We start from the raw sequence: 16,748 nt of genomic DNA, 5'->3' as shown, positions 1-16,748 counted from the left end.
TTACTAAAAATAATGATAGTTCATTTAGAACTTTGTTACAATGGACATTAAGAGAATATTTAAGCCTGAGAACATGTAGGAAGAAAGCTTTAAATGGCGTGAAAAAATCGCTTGGAATAGAATTGAAAATGGAGGGACTAATTTGCTTACAACTCTTATCTTCGATATTGATGGTACAATTTTAGATACAGAAAAAGCAATATTAAAATCGTTACAAAAGATTTTGAAAGAAGAATTAAATGAAGATTATACATTAGATGCGTTGGACTTTGCATTGGGTATCCCTGGGAAGGAAACTTTAAAAAAATTGAATGTGCCTAATATAGACGTTATTCATCAAAAATGGAGTAAAGCTGTATTAGATTATAATCATGAAGTCTCCGTGTTCAAGTCACTTGAAGATATCATTGGTATGTTGTCACTAAGTAATATAAAACTAGGTATTGTGACGTCGAAAACTAAACAGGAATTAATAGACGAATTTGAGCCATTTGGCTTAAGTAGTTATTTTGAACATACAATTTGCGCATGTGATACGGATAAGCATAAACCACACCCTGAACCTTTATTGGCCTGCTTGAAAGGATTAGACGTTCCTTGTCACGAGGCAATTTACATTGGAGATTCTATATATGATATGCAATGTGCAAAAAGTGCTGGTGTGAAATTTGCTCTTGCTTCGTGGGGATCAAAAACAAAAGATGCTTTTAAAGACGCTGATTATATTTTAGAAGAACCAAAAGATATTTTAAGATTAATATAAAGGATTAATGCTTAACTTTAACTAGAATAGATATTACAAAACCATATATTAAGTAACTTTAAACTAAACAAAAAAGGAAGTAAAAAGTATGGCTGCATATACTGAAGAACAATTTATATATTTTACAACTACATTAAACCAATTGGAGTCTGTAAAAGAAAACCAGGAAACATATTAGTATGAATATAGAAAGCTACAAGACTGGTTGCAAGAACAGCAACTAAGTACCAGTTTTATTAGTTGGGTTGAAAAGAGGATGAAGAAATAGTTCTTAATTTATCCTTTAGAAGTATGCCGTATATCATCATGATGAAAATGTATTTAATAAATAGGGTAAGTTAGGCATCCAGAGGGATGCTTTTTCTTTTGGCATAGAAATCCCCTTGGTGATTATATTTTAAATATAATTAATAAATACGGTACGTGAAATTTTATAATGTGTGTAGAGATAAGATTACATTTAATACAATTAGGGAAGAATGGCCTATAAGATGATGGAAGAAAAACATTTACTTTTATACAAATGGAGGAGTGTTATGAACGCAGTTTCTAAAGAGTTTAAGCAGACCATACACGCATTAAGTGCTGCCAACACATATTTAGATTGCTTAGTACAAACTAAAACGTATCTGCAGTTTCTAATACTTATCATATTTTGTATTATTACTGTTTACATACCTTTTCCCTCATTCATGCTTAATTATATAAATGAATTAGATATACTGATGCAATACATAATTAAATCTGTTTATTTTTCTTTTCCTATTTCATTAGTTTTCTTATTTATAATGAGGGATCAAAGGTTTTTGTTTTCTAAAAAAATCACTTTCCAGCAACTAAAAATTTCTTTTTTCTGTGCTTTCATTATTTATGCTATTATGTTGTTATTTTTAGTCGTACTAATTTCTTTTACAACATTCAAAGGAACATCTAATCCTATTGCGAATGAAGGAATTACTAATTTGTTTTACAAAACACCTGGGATTGCAATTCAATTAATCGGAGAGAACATTATATTTGTATCTATATTGTTCTTTTGGCATAAGATCATACGCTCCTTTATAATAAGCCCCATATCTTCAATTACAGCCTCTTTAATATTGTCCGGAATCTCATTTGGGTTACTCCATCTCTCTACGTATAACTATAATTGGGTACAATGTTTAACTATCATTGGGATACCGGCTATCGCTCAAATGATTTTCTTTCTAATATTTAAAAATATTCATATGGGATACATACTTCACTTCAATTACAATTTAATCATTATACTTTTTAGCTATATAGCTTCTATTTAAAATAATTTAGTACTGAAAATAAAAGAAAAGGTACCCCTGCTGCAAGGTACCTTTTCTAAGGGGTATAACTCATTAGCTAAGCGGCCGTTGGTCAAGTATACCGCCTAGACTATTACATGAGTTATGTTTTTATTATACATTGATCATATCAATAATATTATCATTAGTGAAATTAACTTCTATTATTTTTTAATTTTAAAGCTGCCACCGTAATAATAATTTTCTCCAAGTTTCATAACAGCTACATATGATCCTGGCTCATAAACTGATGTAATAGGTGTTACAAATCTACCATAATTATGCTCAGTACCAGTATCATAAATTGTTTTATATCTTTGCATATTTACTACTTCATTCTCATCTTCACTTAATCGATATATCTTTACAATCCCTTTATCTTTACCGCCTGTATAAATTTTAATGTCCAAAGTATCTCCATGCTTTAAATCACCAACAGCTAATTTTTGTAAGAAGTCTGCATTATGGTGAAGTAAAAAATAGTTTTGCATTGCCAGTCATCGAAAACCGATGATACTTTCTGTATAAATTGACATTCAGCAGAAGCAGGTGTAATGCTTCCTACAGTATAGGAAAATACACTTCCTCCAATAGTCAATGCTCCAATAATAGCTACTTTTCTTAAAAGATTCATTTTTAAGCCTCCTAGTTTTACAAATTAAAGTCTGGCCAAATTTTATAGATTTCTTAAAGCAGAGTCAAGAATTTCAACAACATTTATTTTGTTCTTCTTTTAAAAATAGCAATAATTCATCTTCCAAATCCATGGATTTAATAAATGCATCGATATTTGAGTAACATTGAAGCTTAAATATTTTAGAACAACTTTGATGCCGAGCTGGCTTTTTTGGGTAATTTGAAAGCTGCCATTAAGCTAAATAAGATCAATATTAGCTGTAGTCCAATGGATATGGTTATACCTATATAAGATTCCAATCCTACAGATTGACTTATAGTAATAAGTGCTCCGCCTATACCAATTCCCACGGCTGGAGTGAAAGTATCAGCAATCTGTAAATCGGCCGATATTTTCCCTTCAGCTCCACTACTTGCAAATCCAAATGCTATTGCACTACTAGTAGGATTAGCTAAACCAATACCAAACCCCATCACGATTTGACTTGTAACAGCAATAATAATGCTAGTAGTTGTACTAGATATCCATACTATAGGCATAACTGCACTAATGCCTAATGTCATTAATCCAACACCAATTATTACACGTTTTCTTCGCCCTTCTCCGTGGTCTTTTTCATCAAATTTAGCTTGAAGCCATGCAGCAAGTGACCAACTAACCGAAGCAGATGCTACCACAAGTCCAGCTATGTCAACTGCAAAACCTTTTACGGATGTAAGCATCAGAACTATATATGTTTGTGTTCCCCAGTAGCAAGCCATAAATAAACCACGAGATGCAATGATTGCAGGTAAACCAGATCGCGATATAAAAGTACCAGGGGGTAAAAGTGAACGTAATGGGAAAAATAATATAACAGACCCTATAATTGAAAGGACAACGCCACTCATTTTGGGTAACCATCCTAGTCCTGTAATTAACATACCTGTACTAATAGTCAGTACAATGGGTAATAAAAATTGACTTTTACGATCAGTATTTCTTTTGGAGATAATTTTTTTAAAAGTAGGTATTGTCAAAATAGCAGAGACTAATAAGATTGGTATAATACCTCCAAAGACAAACCGCCATGAAAGATGCTCTGCAATGACTCCGGCGATATAAGGACCGATAAGTGCAGGTAAAACATATGCACTTGAAAAGGCAGCTAAAATTTGTGCTCGAAGTGAATCTGGATAACGAATTGTTATACTTGTATAAATACAGTTAATAAGTGCACCTGCTCCTAATCCCTGCAATGCTCGAGCAACTATCATAATCAACATATTAGATGCAACCGCTGCCCCAAAAAGGCCTAAACCAAATAAAAGTAACGCAATAATAAATGGGAGGGTAGGACCATGCTGATCAACATATTGCCCAGCTAAAATAGTCCCAATCAGTTGTGCTAGTAAATAAGCACTAAACACCCATCCATATAATTCCATGCCGTTTAATTCACTTGCTAAAAGTGGTGCAACAGTGGTAACCGCTAATCCCTCAAAAGCAACAGCTGTAATAGTAAGAATAATTCCTATTGTTAGAGTGAAATATTTGGGACCAAAAATTCCATTTCTGTGATTCATGTTATAGTAACCTCCTAAAATAGTACTCTCAAAAGTTGTCTAATATATAATTGTCTAAACAACTTTATGAGAAAGAAATAATGCATGATAATCACATGCACTATAAGTGTTTACATATCTTTAACATTGTTGTAAATTTTATCTAACGTTTTTCTGAATTGTCTTTCTTCTTCTTCGCTTAATCCCCTAAAAGCAAACTTGTAGGCCTCAACAGAAGGAGGGAATAACTCATCTTTCAATTTTTTCCCGTTTTCAGTCAAGTAAACTCGTAAAGAACGTCTATCTGTTTCATGAGGAATTCGATATATATACCCTTTTTTTTCTAAAGCGAACAGCATCCGTGCAATATTAGGTTGATCTTTACCACTACGTTGCGATATTTCCTTTTGGGTAACTCCATCTTTTTCCCACAAAATAACTAAAATATCCCAACTTTCTATTGAAAGATTAAAGGGAGTAACAACTTTTTGATAGTACTTATTTAATTTTAAATCTGTGCGATGAATCATTACACTAAGAAATTCTTCTAACTTCATATGTACCCTCCAAATTACTTGCTTAAATAATAATTGTCAAAACAATTTTATATTCGTATATCTAAGATGTCAAATTTTATATTTCCTCTGTCAAAAAAATATATATTAAAGAATTCATTAACCCTATAAATTCACGGTTTATATGGCTTGTTTTTCAAAAAAAAGATTTTATTACCAAGGAAAAATATTGAAATGAATGTACTTTTAGTATAACATATGCAACTGTAACATGTTTTATTTTTAAAAGGGAGACTTTCATAATAAAAAAATTGATGCCCTCATTAGTATTATCTGAGTCAAAATTGATGTAGAGATGGTAATTCAATATGAAAATTAATCGGAAAATTTATAACTATTATTATTTTCTATCACAAGAAGTTTTTAGCTACTTTGAGGCTAATCATCTTCTTTCTTTTGGCAAGCTTAACTAATCTCTGCAAAATCCTTTTTTTATTCAGAAGGAAGTATATTGATATTCGGGTAGTTCAAATGTTGGTTCAGATTTATAAGTTTACGGAGGGGAAAAATGAAAAAAGTAGTATGTTTGGACTTGGATGACACATTGATTCAAACTCAAGAAAGTTACGAAAAAATTAATGAAAGACTAGTTTATTTACTGCAGTCAAAGGTTTCGATATCAAAGGAAAAAATTTTGGGAATTCTTTATGAAATAGATATTGAACAAATTAAGACAAAGGGCTTATCTAAAGATAGGTTTCCTAATAGTTGGTTAGAAACCTTCAAGTACTTTTTAGGCAATCAGATTTTCTCGGAAGAGGCTATTTATAAAGAGGCAGCAAATATTTTTATAGAAAAAATCGATTTACATTCTGATGCTAAACGTTTTCTAGAGAAGATTTCGCAAATGAATCAATTTGAAGTTTGGATTGTTACTCATGGGGATTATAAAGTACAGACCAAACGTATTCAGGATATTAATTTACAATGGGTTGATGATGTGGTAATTAGTGGGCACAAGGATTTAGCGTTGTATCAACACTTAAAAGCAAAAACCCAAGGAGAAATAATCATGATTGGTAATTCTATTCCTCATGATATTCTACCTGCAATAGAAGCTGGGCTTATTGGAATTCACATTAAAAGAGAAAAAGAATGGAAATATGATAGCGTTCATTCTCATTATGGATTTCCAAGTTTTGAAACACTTGATCATGTGTGGTCACACTTATTTAAGGGGGAAGAAACATGCCAGTAATAAAAAATGAAGAATTGTCAAAAAGCAGAGTTATTCAAAAAAGAAAGTTCCCAAATAGAGAAAATTATGAGCAGTACTTTGGAGACAATAATATTTGGTCTCAAGAACAAATGGTAAAATTAGTTCACAAACATTGGCATGGGCGCGGACAAAACGGTTGCCTTTTCGCACAACATTTAGCAAAAGAATCAAATAAAAAAACAGGTTGGCATTCAAGTGTGATTCTTGAAGGAATGAATACTGTATCAAAGTTAGATGATACAATTGAGCGTGCGATTAAGAATCCAGACATTGAGGTTTTAAGTCTCCTTTTCCCAAATGTTGTTACAATCGAACAATTATCAACAATATTAAAAGAGTGGATAAGAGACTCAAAATTAATTTTCTTAGAAAGCGCTACTAAGTATGAGGATCGAATTTGTTTATCCTTAAGAATAGACTTAGAAGATTCAGGTGTAATTTCATGGTTAATGATGTTTGCACCTTTTACATTTTTCCCCAACACACGACAGGCACCTATCATGGAATTAGCCATCAGAGTTAAGCCGAAATCTGATGATGTCTATTCAAAATCAAACCAAGATAAAGAGAAAGCACATTTGGCTGATACGCCTTTCTTTATTCCAGAAAAGGTGATTGATAGTACATGGGAAGCTACGTTTCGAAATACACAGTATATACTAGAAGGTAAGCCAGACTTCGTCTCGGCTGCTAAAACTACTATAAGCTTCGAAAAAGAAGTTTGGGAACAATATTTTAATGATTTAGAAATCAATATAAACGAATTTACGATTAAAGAGGAGCAATATTCATGATACGTCCCAAAGCTCAAGTTTGTTGTGTAGCATTTCGAGAAGATAAAATGGTTTTAATTCGTCGTGTGGTAGCCAAGGCTAACACATATATGCAACTCATACCTCCTGGGGGGCATATAGAAAACTGTGAAACTCTTGAAGAAGCTGCTTCTAGAGAATTATATGAAGAAACTGGAATCATAGCAGATCAAATAAATCTTGTTGGGGTTATCTCGTTCATTACCCGTCCTAAAAATGATCACGCAATTTGTTTTGTATATTTTAGTGATCATAATAATGGAGAATTAGAAGCTAAAGAGAAAGATAAAGTAATTCCTGAATGGGTAGATGTTGAGGGATTTGAAGATAATACTGACATTCCGCATTATTACCGTAAATTTCTTAAAAAAGCTCTTGAGAGTACGGGATTTATTAATTGTGTAGTTGAGTGGAACGATACGGAAAATGGTTTAATCACCTTTAACTAACCCGATTTCCACAGTTTATTTTGGAAAAAACCTTTTCTTCCAAGATATGCTTGAGTATGTTTTGTTGAAAAGTTACCCAAAACATAGGGGATTTAGGTTTGCATTGTTATATTATTATGCAACCCTTGTAATTCGAAATGGGATAGCACCACATGTCCATCAAGCTAAAGTTTTATTACACTCCCAGAACGAAATTTTTAGGATTTCTTGTGAAAAAAGCTTATTTATCGTTTTGGGGGTAACCTGTTTTCTTAGGTTGATGGCAATGGGGTATAACAGACGACATTCATTTTTAAAATCATAAAATCGGATTCACTTATATGAAAGATAAAAGCCCTCTTATTTATTTTACAGAGTAAGGAGGACTTTTATCTTTTTTAAACTATAAGCATAATTATAAAAATTAGAGTTACGACCTTCTTTATATAGATAACTTTTTGTGAAAACTTCCTAAAAAGATTACAGTACCTCCATACAAAACACATATATCTTATATATAATATATTTATAGATACTAACATTAAGAAAAAGCGGTAAATAGTAATTTTAGTTAGTACTATTTATCTATTCTCAATGCATTCATTAAAGCAGTAGTTAAAATTAAGTGACTGAAGTAGAAGAGAGGATGATTAATAATGGGACTATTAGGACCGCTACAATAAAATATTAGATTTATCAGAACACTAAACCCTCCTTAATGTAGTAGAGCTTAGTGTTCTATATGTATCTCTAAGATATGAATTTCACTATGAAAACTTTTAAATAAATACATCGTATCTTCATACAAAGCATAGAAATGAATCGTATAATATAGTTGAAAGTATTTTAAAAAATTTTGAGATTGCTTAAACTTATTTAAAATAAGTTTGGTAATGACATAGTTTATAATTCACCCAGGTACATGAACCTTTATGAAAGTTATTATGACTATCAAAAAAGGAGTCTTACTAGGTAATTTATGACTGACAATTTTTTAATCCGGAGGGGTATTATATGGAAATATATGAGCTTGCAGCTAAACCTTTTTTATACTCATTTTCAAATCATGATCAGAATCAGGAAGAAAATATTTTTTTCGGAGATAAGACTAATAGAAAATGCATGTATTGTGGAAAAACTAAGAGAGAAACCACTTTTAAAAAAGATGCCCATGTAATTCCTGCTGGTTTAGGCAACCGAATTTTATTTAATTACGATGAATGTGATAGATGTAATGAACATCATTTTAGTAATCACGAAAACGAGTTAGCTAATTTTTTAATGTTAGATCGAATTTTTATCGGTGCAAGAAAAAGAAATGGCATGCCTAAATATAAGCCAATTTCAAAAGGTGATTCATCAATTCAACATTTAGATGACAGTAATACAGTGCATATTCAAATAAATGACCTTGAAGGTAGATTTGAAATTATCCCGGATTTAGAAAATAAAAAGGTTACTTACCAAATTAATGATCCTCTCAAATATAGAGCTACTGACATTTGCAAAGCACTCACTCATATGATCTGGCCCTTTCTATCGGCAGAAAAGAGAGAACAACTAAAACATATACCGAGCTGGCTATTAGGTGAAGAAGATATTTTCCCACTTTACCTTGATACAGCTTTTGTACCGGGTAATGGATATAGTAAAGGTATCTTAGAGTATTGGGAATTGACTAATAAAGACTCATTATATCCTGTAATGGTTCGTTTCACATTTGGATTAAAGATTTTGTCATTCTATATTCCTTCTACTTTACAAGCACAGTTACCACCAACAAGACAAGAAGGATACTGGCAAATCCCAGAAACTATGTCAGGTATGGCGGCTAAAGGAGAAAAAATTATAAGTAATGGACGGGTTCAACTTGATCAATTAACCTATACATTAAATTTCCAAAGCGTTGGTGAGATAACGCATGATTAAAAAAGAGAGCCATGCTCTCTTTTTTACTTCACAGTAAAACCTAATTAACTGTAAAATTTAACTAAAATTTAATTTAATTCTACATAAGTAACAAAAGACATTTATGAAGTATCTACTTTCATGTCTAAAAAGTATCCATTTTCATATCCTTGTACAATGAGGGAAGGGGATAACTCTTATATCCCCAACTGTTCGTTAAATTCCGATTTAACGAACACTTAGATGATGAAATGATAGACGGCTTAAATAATTATTTAGATAAGAAGGGAGTTCCTTCAGTGATGGATATAGTAGGAACATCTGTATCGAGGGGGAGACCTTAATTTAAATTATCACGTGGTTGCAAGAATAAATAATGATGTTTGTATAAAGTTTAATAAATGTTATATTTCTTGTGAAAATACTCACTAGCAATAACGGAAGTAAATTTCTTAAAGTTCGCGAAGAGGATTGCATTGGATGTAACCTACGTTCTATTGTCTGTCTTGTTGATGGAGCAATTGATATGATTGAAACTACAAATAAAGAACCAATGACTTGGAATGAACTTCAAGCTTCAATAAAATAGTTATTAACTCATGAAAAATGTAAAGGCAACATAAAAAATGTTATCATAAATGAATTCTGCCCCGCTTCAATTTTCGAAGTGGGGCAGAACTCATTTATGATATAGACCAATAGCATCAGTAATATTAGAAAGTCCATCTTTTTCTAGTAAATTTAAAATTTCTTGGTTAATTTGTTTTGCAACAGAGGGGCCTCGATAAATCATACTAGTATAGAGCTGTACGAGCGAAGCACCAGATTTAATTTTTTCATATGCATCTTCTCCAGTAAAAACACCACCAGATCCAATGATAGGTAATTTCCCTTGAGTTTGTTGATAGATTTTAGAAATAATTTCTGTAGAACGTGAGTTTAATGGTTTACCACTTAAGCCGCCACTTTGCTCTTGATATTTAGAAGTTAGATTAGTACGAGAAATAGTTGTATTTGCAGCAATAACTGCATCAACTTTTACTTCTAAAATTATTGAAATAACTCCTTCACGTTGTTCTGGAGTTAAGTCGGGAGCAATCTTTAAAACAATAGGACGATATTGACTATGTTTTTTACATAATTCATCACGTTTAATTAAAATAGAAGTTAATAATGGCTTTAAAGTATCGACATATTGTAAATCTCTTAAACCTTCAGTGTTTGGCGAGCTAATATTAATGATGAAATAGTCGCCATGAGTATAGAGTGTTTCCAGTCCTTTTTGATAGTCCAAATTTGCGTCTTCGTTTGGAGTATCTTTGTTTTTTCCTAAATTAATTCCTAGAGGTATAGCTGGACGTGGTAAAGTCATAAAGTTTTGCTTTGCTTTATTTAATCCCTCACTATTAAACCCCATACGGTTGATAAGTGCTGTGTCCTCGGGTAAACGATATAGGCGAGGTTTAGGATTTCCAGGCTGAGGGTTAGGTGTAATAGAACCTACTTCAACTGAGCCAAAACCAAGGGATGCAAGAGCTGGATATACATCAGCAAACTTATCAAAACCAGCTGCTAAACCAATTGGATTAGGAAATGTAATATCTAGTAATTTACATTCTAATCTAGAATCATTCAAGCTCATATTTGTATTGTATAAATCTCTAGCTAATGAAAATGATTGCATAACCTTTAGAGCTTGAATAGTTCGTGTATGAGCTTTTTCAGGGTCCATCTTAAATAATAAATTGCGGATATTTGCATACATCGTTAGAATCTTCCCTTCAAATTATTAAAGTTAAAAGAATGTTAAAAACACCTTATCTAAAATGAACAATGTAAAGTATTCTAGGTAATAATTTAAAACTAGAATTTTTGGATGAGTATAACACCTATAATTACTAAAATAGCGCCAAGAATACGTGGTAAGGATAACAGATGTATAGGAACATTAATTAAACCAAAATGATCTATTAATACAGATGCAACGATTTGACCAGCGAGCACCAAAGCTACGGTTGTTCCCGCTCCAATTCTTGGAATAAGAATAATGGTAGCTAGTACATAAAAAGCTCCTAAAACGCCTCCAGTCCACACCCACCATGGTGCAGATGCAATACCTTTATTAAAACTAAAACCAGCCTTAAATAATGAAACGGTGAATAAAGTGATTGCACCAACTATAAAAGAAATAGTTGCAGCAACAAGAGGTGAACCTACAACAGTACGAAGTTGTGCATTAATACTGAATTGAATCGGTAAAGCAAGTCCAGCCAAAAAGGCAAATATTAAAAATAAAATCCACATAATAAAATATCTCCCATTGATATAGAATTGTTAGAAATAAAAAAATATAATAATATTGTTAAAATTAATAGTATTTTATGAATATAGCGAGCTCGCCTCACCCATTATATTCCATAGGTAAATGTTATTCAAATGTTTTTTAAGTTGTTTTTTCAGACATGAGAGTTATTTCTTAATATTTTCATAAAAAAATAACAAAGAAATTTGATATGATTATTAATGGTATTGACAAAGAAATATATTTTAGAAATGAGGAGTCGAAATCATGAATTCAATATGTGTATTTTGTGGATCGAATTATGGAGAAAGTGAAGAGTATAAAAACACAGCAGAAAAATTAGGGGAATTTTTAAGTAAAAAAAATATCACATTAATTTATGGTGGAGGTAAAGTCGGATTAATGGGAAGTGTAGCAAACTCTGCCTTACAAGCTGGTGGAAATGTAGTAGGGATTATCCCTGAGTTTTTACGAGATAAAGAAATTGCACATCAAGGGCTTACTGATTTAATAGTTGTAGATTCTATGCATTCACGTAAACAAAAGATGAGTGAACTGGCTGATGGGTTTATTGTATTGCCTGGTGGATACGGAACCTATGAAGAAATGTTTGAAGTTTTATCTTGGGGACAAATTGGTATACATAAAAAACCAGTTGGGTTAATTAATGTGGATGGTTTCTTTGACCCCTTACTTAAAATGTTACAACATACAGTTGATAAAGGATTTGCAAGACCAGAAAATCTTAATCTAATTCTATCTTCAACAAATATAGAGGAGCTTTTTGCACAAATGAAAGATTACAACCATGTTATTGTAAATAAATGGGTTGATAAAAAAGATTAATAGTATAGTTTATAATAAATAGAGAGGGAAACTTATAATAAGTGCCCTCTTTTTTTCTGCTTAAAACAAAAAAATCGGATATGGATATGATATCTCCTGTATGTAATAACTACAAGATGATGAAACGGAAAAACTTGATAAAATTTTCTGATAAAATTTTATCAAGTTTTTTTCTAGTGATAATAGTTTACGAATATATAACTATTTAAGTTCTCCAGTAGATATTATTAAAATTTAAACCATACTTTTAATAAAGAAACGATGTGTATCCATGATAGTGCTAGGGATTTTTAAGAAATAACGGAAATGAAATGTATGAAATCCGAAGAGTGATGTCAGATGATTACTTTTTTGTAAAAAAATAATAAATTTTACCATATATTATTGAAAAATCATTTTTGGTTTGATATATTATTAATCATTGGAAGTTTAGGAATTCTCAGACTATTAAAATCTGATTAATATCATAAATTAATAGATTGGACGAATTGCATCATTTCTAAAGTACAGGTTATACATTTGTGGTTTTATCAGTAGGATATTTAAGAGGTTAGGGAGGGAAATCTGTGTTATCTGCATTAAAGGTAGTGCCAATCGAACAAATATTTTTACATGAAGAGTATGAAGTAAAGAGATTAAAATCAATTTGTAAAAAAATTAAAGATGAGCAAAAATTAAAGAATCCACCTATTGCTTTTCAAATAAGTAAGGACAAGTATTTAATACTTGATGGTGCACATAGAACATCGTCTCTACAAGCCTTAAATTGCAAACGAATGGTTGTTCAAGTAGTGGAATCAGAATTGATATCTATTGATTCCTGGGCGCACTATATTCCAAATGACAGAAATTTCATTGCAGATTTTAAAAAAATACTAATTTATATTGGAGCGACGTTCCTATTCAGGAACATAATTATTTAGCAATCGTTACAATTGATGGGAATAATCATTATGTTTATTCTAAGCTTATGAATCAATTAGATTTGTTTTCAATGGTAGAGACATGGAAACAAATTGTAAATGTATATACAGATAAATATCAATTTCAACGTATTTCTAATAATGAGTTAAAAGAAGATGGAATTGTTATTCGTTATCCATCTTTAAGTTTAAAACAAATTGCTCAAGTTGTTGATGAAGGTGTCTTACTTCCTGCTGGTGTTACGAAGTTTACAATAAATTGTGGACGTTTTTTAAATTTAAATGTACCTTTAAGCTTCATAATCCGTGAGGATTATGTAGAGGAAGATTGGCAAGAGATGCTAAAACTATGGAGAGAGTCCATTAGATTATATACGGATCCAATCTATTTATGTGAAATTTAAATAAGTATTAATTAGTTTTAGAAAACTTAATATTCTTAACGTTGGGGGTAAACAGAAAATGGTGTATAGAGAAAGAATTAATGATAATCGAACAGTATATTTAAATGGTGAATTAGTTAAAGATGTAACAAAACATTCAGCGTTTTCAGGTGCAATTCATTGTGTGGAAGAGTATTATAGCTTGCAAAATGAAAAACCAGAAGAGCATAGTTTTGTAGATACGGATGGCCAACGATCCTCAATTAGTTTGCTAATTCCGAGAAGCATAAAAGATTTAGAACGAAAAAGAAAGGCTTATAAAGAAATAGCTGATATCTCTTATGGGATGCTTGGTAGAACACCAGACTTTATTAATGCAGCAGTAGCTACACTATCAGCTCATGCTAGCTTTTTTGGAAGAGATGAATATGCAAATTATACTCAAAATGCAGAAGAATATTATAAACATGTAAAGGCAAATAATTTATTTATAGCACATGGATCAATTAATCCACAGATTGACCGTTCAAAAGCTTTAGGTGCACAAGAACATGATTTTGCAGGAGTACATGTGGTGAGTTATGATGCATCAGGAATTGTGGTTAAAGGTGCAAAAATGATTGTTACATTAGCTCCAATTGCAGATGAACTCCTAATTTTTAATATGCCGGGCCTTAAGGCAGGAGATGAAGATTATGCTGTAGCATTTACTCTACCTGTGAATTCTCCAGGTTTAAAAGTAATATGCAGAAAACCTTTGGTCAAAGAAGGTTATGATACGTTTGATCATCCATTAACAAATCAATTTGATGAAATAGATGCTTATTTATTATTAGATGAAGTATTTATTCCTTGGGATAGAGTTCTAATATTTAGAGATGTAGAAAAATCTAATCAGTTTTATGATAAGACTTTTGCAAGGCACCATACAGGGCATCAAGGAATTGTAAGAGGACTGGCAAAAGCTGAGCTTTTAACTGGCATTGCTATTAAGCTAGCTGAGATGCTAAAACTGAATCAATTTATAAACATTCAAGAAAAATTAGGAGAGTTAACATCCTATGTAGAGTTGTTAAAGGCAAGTATCGTGTTAAGTGAACAAGATGCATATATGAGTAATGAGGGAGTAATAACACCAAGTATTAATGCAATCCAAGCAATTAGATATAATTTTCCAAAAATGTATGAAAAAATGGTAAAATGCATTCAATCACTAGCTGCTGGTTCTATGCTTGCGACACCTCATCATGAAGACTTTTTCAATGAAAATAGAGATTACTTAATGACCGCTCTTTCAACAGGTGAATTTGATGCAAAAGAAAGAACAATGCTACTTAACTTAGCATGGGATGCTTCAGGAGATGCTTTTGGACAACGTCAATTGGTATATGAGTACTATCATGCTGGTGACCCAATGCGTATAGCTGCTGGTCATTATTTATCATACGAAAAAGGCAAAATGTACAATATGGTGGAAAGGATATTGAAAAGTGAAACGGATAAAGTGTGCATGTCTCGTTAAAAAAGAAAACAATAAATTATTATTAGTAAGAGTACGAGATAATAAACATTGGTATCTACCAGGTGGGAAAATTGAACAAGACGAGAAGGCCAGTGAAACGTTAAAAAGAGAGCTACTTGAGGAGTTAAATATTAAATTAATTCCAGAGAGTATTCAATATTTATATACAGTCACAGGACCAGCTTATAATGAAAAAGCAGTAGTTGATCTTGTATGTTTTTCCGCGGATTGGGAAGGGAAAATTCAACCTAAGGCAGAGATTAGTGAAGTAAGTTGGATTGAATATAAAGATAAAAATCTATTAGCTCCTGCCGTATTAGAACTAATAAAGAACTGGGATTGACTATGGATATTGAGGTGAACAATTACATTGATTTATAATATAGAACGTTTAGTTAATAAGATGAAACAAAATGGGTTAGATGCAATTATTGCTTCTACAAAAGAAAATATTCGTTATTTTACAGGATTCCAGCCAGTTGTAAAGACATTAAATCCATATTTTGGACAATGTTATTCAGTTATTACAATAGATAATCCTGAAATTGTTCATATTGTCCATTCTATTGGGGAAATTGATCAAGTATTAGATGCACGAGTGCAGGTAGGAAAAATATATACTTATGGGGTTTTTTATAGAGAACATAAAAATAATGTTCTTCTTTCTGAAGAAGAAGAGCGTCTGAAACTATTATCCAATTTCGATGCGAGCCATTCTAATGGGATAGAGGCGCTTATTGCTCTTTTAAAAGATATAGACATTGAACATTGTAACATAGGTATAGATGAGGATGGAATGCAGCCATATCATATCGATACTATTAGTAATAATTTTAAAAAAAGTAAGGTAGTTTCGGCATCTAATATTTTAAGGCATGTTAGATCAGTGAAAACAGATCATGAGGTTCAAGCATTGGCTTATTCAGCAAGATGTATAGAGAATGCAATTGCAGATGTAGCTACTAATTTATTTGAAGGTATAAGTGAATATGAAATAGCCAATATTTTCAATTGTTCTATTGCTAAAAAAGGAGCATTACCTGTTTTACCAATGATTAAAGTCGGAAGACATGCTGTTGGTGGTCAGCGTAGGCAAAGTAAGGATATTAAATTAATGCCAGGAGACTTAATTTGGTTTGACTGTGATATTGTTTGTGACGGATATTGGGCCGATATTGCACGAGTCTTATCGTATAAGTATATTAGACCAGAGTATGATAAATTTAATGCACTTTATAAAGGGCAATGTATAGCTATGCAAGAAATTCAACCTGGCATGAAGGGATCAGATGTTTTTGATTTAACGATGGATGCAGTGTATAAATCTGGTTTCAAAGAATACAGAAGACATCACGTAGGGCATGGTATAGGGTTGGAACCATATGAACTACCTATACTCGCTCCAAATAATGAGGATGTAATTGAAGAAGGAATGGTCTTATCCGTAGAAACACCATATTATGAGTTTGGATTAGGAGCATTACACGTAGAGGATCCGGTTTTAATTTCTTCTAGTGGAAATAAATTGCTAACTAGTACTAAAGGGCATATCAAAATCGTGGAGTGATAA

Annotated in this window: 14 protein-coding genes and 4 pseudogenes; 13 read left to right on the top strand and 5 right to left on the bottom strand. The window is 31.8% G+C overall.

Annotated elements, in window-relative coordinates; all coding sequences use genetic code 11:
• Window positions 1-142: 142 nt before the first annotated feature.
• The 3 genes and pseudogenes from JFU02_RS01955 (at window position 143) to JFU02_RS32535 (ending at window position 2,061) form a co-directional block, all read left to right on the top strand.
• Entirely contained in the window at window positions 143-763 is a 621-nt protein-coding gene (locus JFU02_RS01955; protein WP_098973287.1) for an HAD family hydrolase, read from the top strand.
• An 88-nt stretch (window positions 764-851) separates the two neighbouring features.
• Window positions 852-1,031, top strand: a pseudogene (locus JFU02_RS01950) (hypothetical protein).
• A 268-nt stretch (window positions 1,032-1,299) separates the two neighbouring features.
• Window positions 1,300-2,061 carry a hypothetical protein gene (locus JFU02_RS32535; RefSeq protein WP_346656150.1) on the top strand — a complete coding sequence of 254 codons (762 nt, stop codon included), beginning with the start codon at window positions 1,300-1,302 and terminating at the stop codon, window positions 2,059-2,061.
• 182 nt (window positions 2,062-2,243) lie between these two features.
• Here JFU02_RS32535 and JFU02_RS01945 read toward each other — a convergent pair.
• The 3 genes and pseudogenes from JFU02_RS01945 to JFU02_RS01935 form a co-directional block, all read right to left on the bottom strand.
• Window positions 2,244-2,713: pseudogene (locus JFU02_RS01945) on the bottom strand (DUF5065 family protein).
• A 182-nt stretch (window positions 2,714-2,895) separates the two neighbouring features.
• The gene (locus tag JFU02_RS01940) at window positions 2,896-4,281 is read right to left on the bottom strand and encodes an MFS transporter (protein WP_201069528.1); all 1,386 of its coding nucleotides are present in this window, start codon (window positions 4,279-4,281) and stop codon (window positions 2,896-2,898) included.
• 110 nt (window positions 4,282-4,391) lie between these two features.
• Window positions 4,392-4,817, bottom strand: coding sequence for a MarR family winged helix-turn-helix transcriptional regulator (locus JFU02_RS01935; protein WP_201069527.1), 426 nt, complete (start codon window positions 4,815-4,817; stop codon window positions 4,392-4,394).
• A gap of 526 nt (window positions 4,818-5,343) precedes the next feature.
• Here JFU02_RS01935 and JFU02_RS01930 point away from each other — a divergent pair.
• The 5 genes and pseudogenes from JFU02_RS01930 to JFU02_RS01910 all read left to right on the top strand — a co-directional run.
• Window positions 5,344-6,033 carry an HAD family hydrolase gene (locus JFU02_RS01930; protein WP_201069526.1) on the top strand — a complete coding sequence of 230 codons (690 nt, stop codon included), beginning with the start codon at window positions 5,344-5,346 and terminating at the stop codon, window positions 6,031-6,033.
• The gene (locus JFU02_RS01925; RefSeq protein WP_201069525.1) at window positions 6,024-6,848 is read left to right on the top strand and encodes a hypothetical protein; all 825 of its coding nucleotides are present in this window, start codon (window positions 6,024-6,026) and stop codon (window positions 6,846-6,848) included. The genes JFU02_RS01930 and JFU02_RS01925 overlap by 10 nt, the downstream gene beginning before the upstream one ends.
• A complete protein-coding gene (locus JFU02_RS01920; protein WP_201069524.1) occupies window positions 6,845-7,315 on the top strand; it encodes an NUDIX hydrolase in 471 nt (156 codons plus the stop codon). Before JFU02_RS01925 ends, JFU02_RS01920 begins: the two co-directional genes overlap by 4 nt.
• A 993-nt stretch (window positions 7,316-8,308) precedes the next feature.
• Window positions 8,309-9,223 (top strand): HNH endonuclease, encoded by a 915-nt coding sequence (locus JFU02_RS01915; protein WP_201069523.1) that lies wholly within the window; start codon window positions 8,309-8,311, stop codon window positions 9,221-9,223.
• Between the two features lie 224 nt (window positions 9,224-9,447).
• Window positions 9,448-9,791, top strand: a pseudogene (locus tag JFU02_RS01910) (4Fe-4S dicluster-binding protein); the annotation flags it as partial.
• A gap of 90 nt (window positions 9,792-9,881) precedes the next feature.
• On the opposite strand, the gene JFU02_RS01905 reads toward JFU02_RS01910, so the two are convergent.
• Window positions 9,882-10,967 carry a quinone-dependent dihydroorotate dehydrogenase gene (locus JFU02_RS01905; protein WP_201069522.1) on the bottom strand — a complete coding sequence of 362 codons (1,086 nt, stop codon included), beginning with the start codon at window positions 10,965-10,967 and terminating at the stop codon, window positions 9,882-9,884.
• A gap of 98 nt (window positions 10,968-11,065) precedes the next feature.
• Window positions 11,066-11,506 carry a DMT family transporter gene (locus JFU02_RS01900; protein WP_000264902.1) on the bottom strand — a complete coding sequence of 147 codons (441 nt, stop codon included), beginning with the start codon at window positions 11,504-11,506 and terminating at the stop codon, window positions 11,066-11,068.
• A 265-nt stretch (window positions 11,507-11,771) separates the two neighbouring features.
• Here JFU02_RS01900 and JFU02_RS01895 point away from each other — a divergent pair, with 265 nt between their 5' ends.
• The 5 genes and pseudogenes from JFU02_RS01895 to JFU02_RS01875 all read left to right on the top strand — a co-directional run bounded on the left by JFU02_RS01895 (window position 11,772) and on the right by JFU02_RS01875 (window position 16,745).
• Window positions 11,772-12,350, top strand: coding sequence for an LOG family protein (locus JFU02_RS01895; protein WP_201069521.1), 579 nt, complete (start codon window positions 11,772-11,774; stop codon window positions 12,348-12,350).
• A 566-nt stretch (window positions 12,351-12,916) separates the two neighbouring features.
• Window positions 12,917-13,677: pseudogene (locus JFU02_RS01890) on the top strand (ParB N-terminal domain-containing protein).
• Window positions 13,678-13,735: 58 nt separating this feature from the next.
• Entirely contained in the window at window positions 13,736-15,178 is a 1,443-nt protein-coding gene (locus JFU02_RS01885) for a 4-hydroxyphenylacetate 3-hydroxylase family protein (protein WP_201069520.1), read from the top strand.
• Window positions 15,147-15,521 (top strand): NUDIX domain-containing protein, encoded by a 375-nt coding sequence (locus JFU02_RS01880; RefSeq protein ID WP_201069519.1) that lies wholly within the window; start codon window positions 15,147-15,149, stop codon window positions 15,519-15,521. The genes JFU02_RS01885 and JFU02_RS01880 overlap by 32 nt, the downstream gene beginning before the upstream one ends.
• Before the next feature lie 27 nt (window positions 15,522-15,548).
• On the top strand, window positions 15,549-16,745 hold the full coding sequence (locus JFU02_RS01875) for a M24 family metallopeptidase (RefSeq protein ID WP_201069518.1): 1,197 nt from the start codon (window positions 15,549-15,551) through the stop codon (window positions 16,743-16,745).
• The last annotated feature ends 3 nt before the right edge of the window (window positions 16,746-16,748 follow it).

Origin of the sequence: Bacillus sp. TH13 (assembly GCF_016651175.1) — a bacterium.
In the GTDB taxonomy this organism is placed as follows: Bacteria; Bacillota; Bacilli; order Bacillales; family Bacillaceae_G; genus Bacillus_A; species Bacillus_A thuringiensis_S.
The sequence above is the reverse complement of the archived record's forward strand: the minus strand, read 5'-3'. Positions and strand labels throughout refer to the sequence as shown.

Coding starts and splice junctions, on each gene's coding strand:
- JFU02_RS01905 (WP_201069522.1), bottom strand. CDS start 10,967: ATGTATGCAAATATCCGCAATTTATTATTTAAGATGGACCCTGAAAAA.
- JFU02_RS01915 (WP_201069523.1), top strand. CDS start 8,309: ATGGAAATATATGAGCTTGCAGCTAAACCTTTTTTATACTCATTTTCA.
- JFU02_RS01895 (WP_201069521.1), top strand. CDS start 11,772: ATGAATTCAATATGTGTATTTTGTGGATCGAATTATGGAGAAAGTGAA.
- JFU02_RS01925 (WP_201069525.1), top strand. CDS start 6,024: ATGCCAGTAATAAAAAATGAAGAATTGTCAAAAAGCAGAGTTATTCAA.
- JFU02_RS01930 (WP_201069526.1), top strand. CDS start 5,344: ATGAAAAAAGTAGTATGTTTGGACTTGGATGACACATTGATTCAAACT.
- JFU02_RS01885 (WP_201069520.1), top strand. CDS start 13,736: ATGGTGTATAGAGAAAGAATTAATGATAATCGAACAGTATATTTAAAT.
- JFU02_RS01920 (WP_201069524.1), top strand. CDS start 6,845: ATGATACGTCCCAAAGCTCAAGTTTGTTGTGTAGCATTTCGAGAAGAT.
- JFU02_RS01940 (WP_201069528.1), bottom strand. CDS start 4,281: ATGAATCACAGAAATGGAATTTTTGGTCCCAAATATTTCACTCTAACA.
- JFU02_RS32535 (WP_346656150.1), top strand. CDS start 1,300: ATGAACGCAGTTTCTAAAGAGTTTAAGCAGACCATACACGCATTAAGT.
- JFU02_RS01900 (WP_000264902.1), bottom strand. CDS start 11,506: ATGTGGATTTTATTTTTAATATTTGCCTTTTTGGCTGGACTTGCTTTA.
- JFU02_RS01935 (WP_201069527.1), bottom strand. CDS start 4,817: ATGAAGTTAGAAGAATTTCTTAGTGTAATGATTCATCGCACAGATTTA.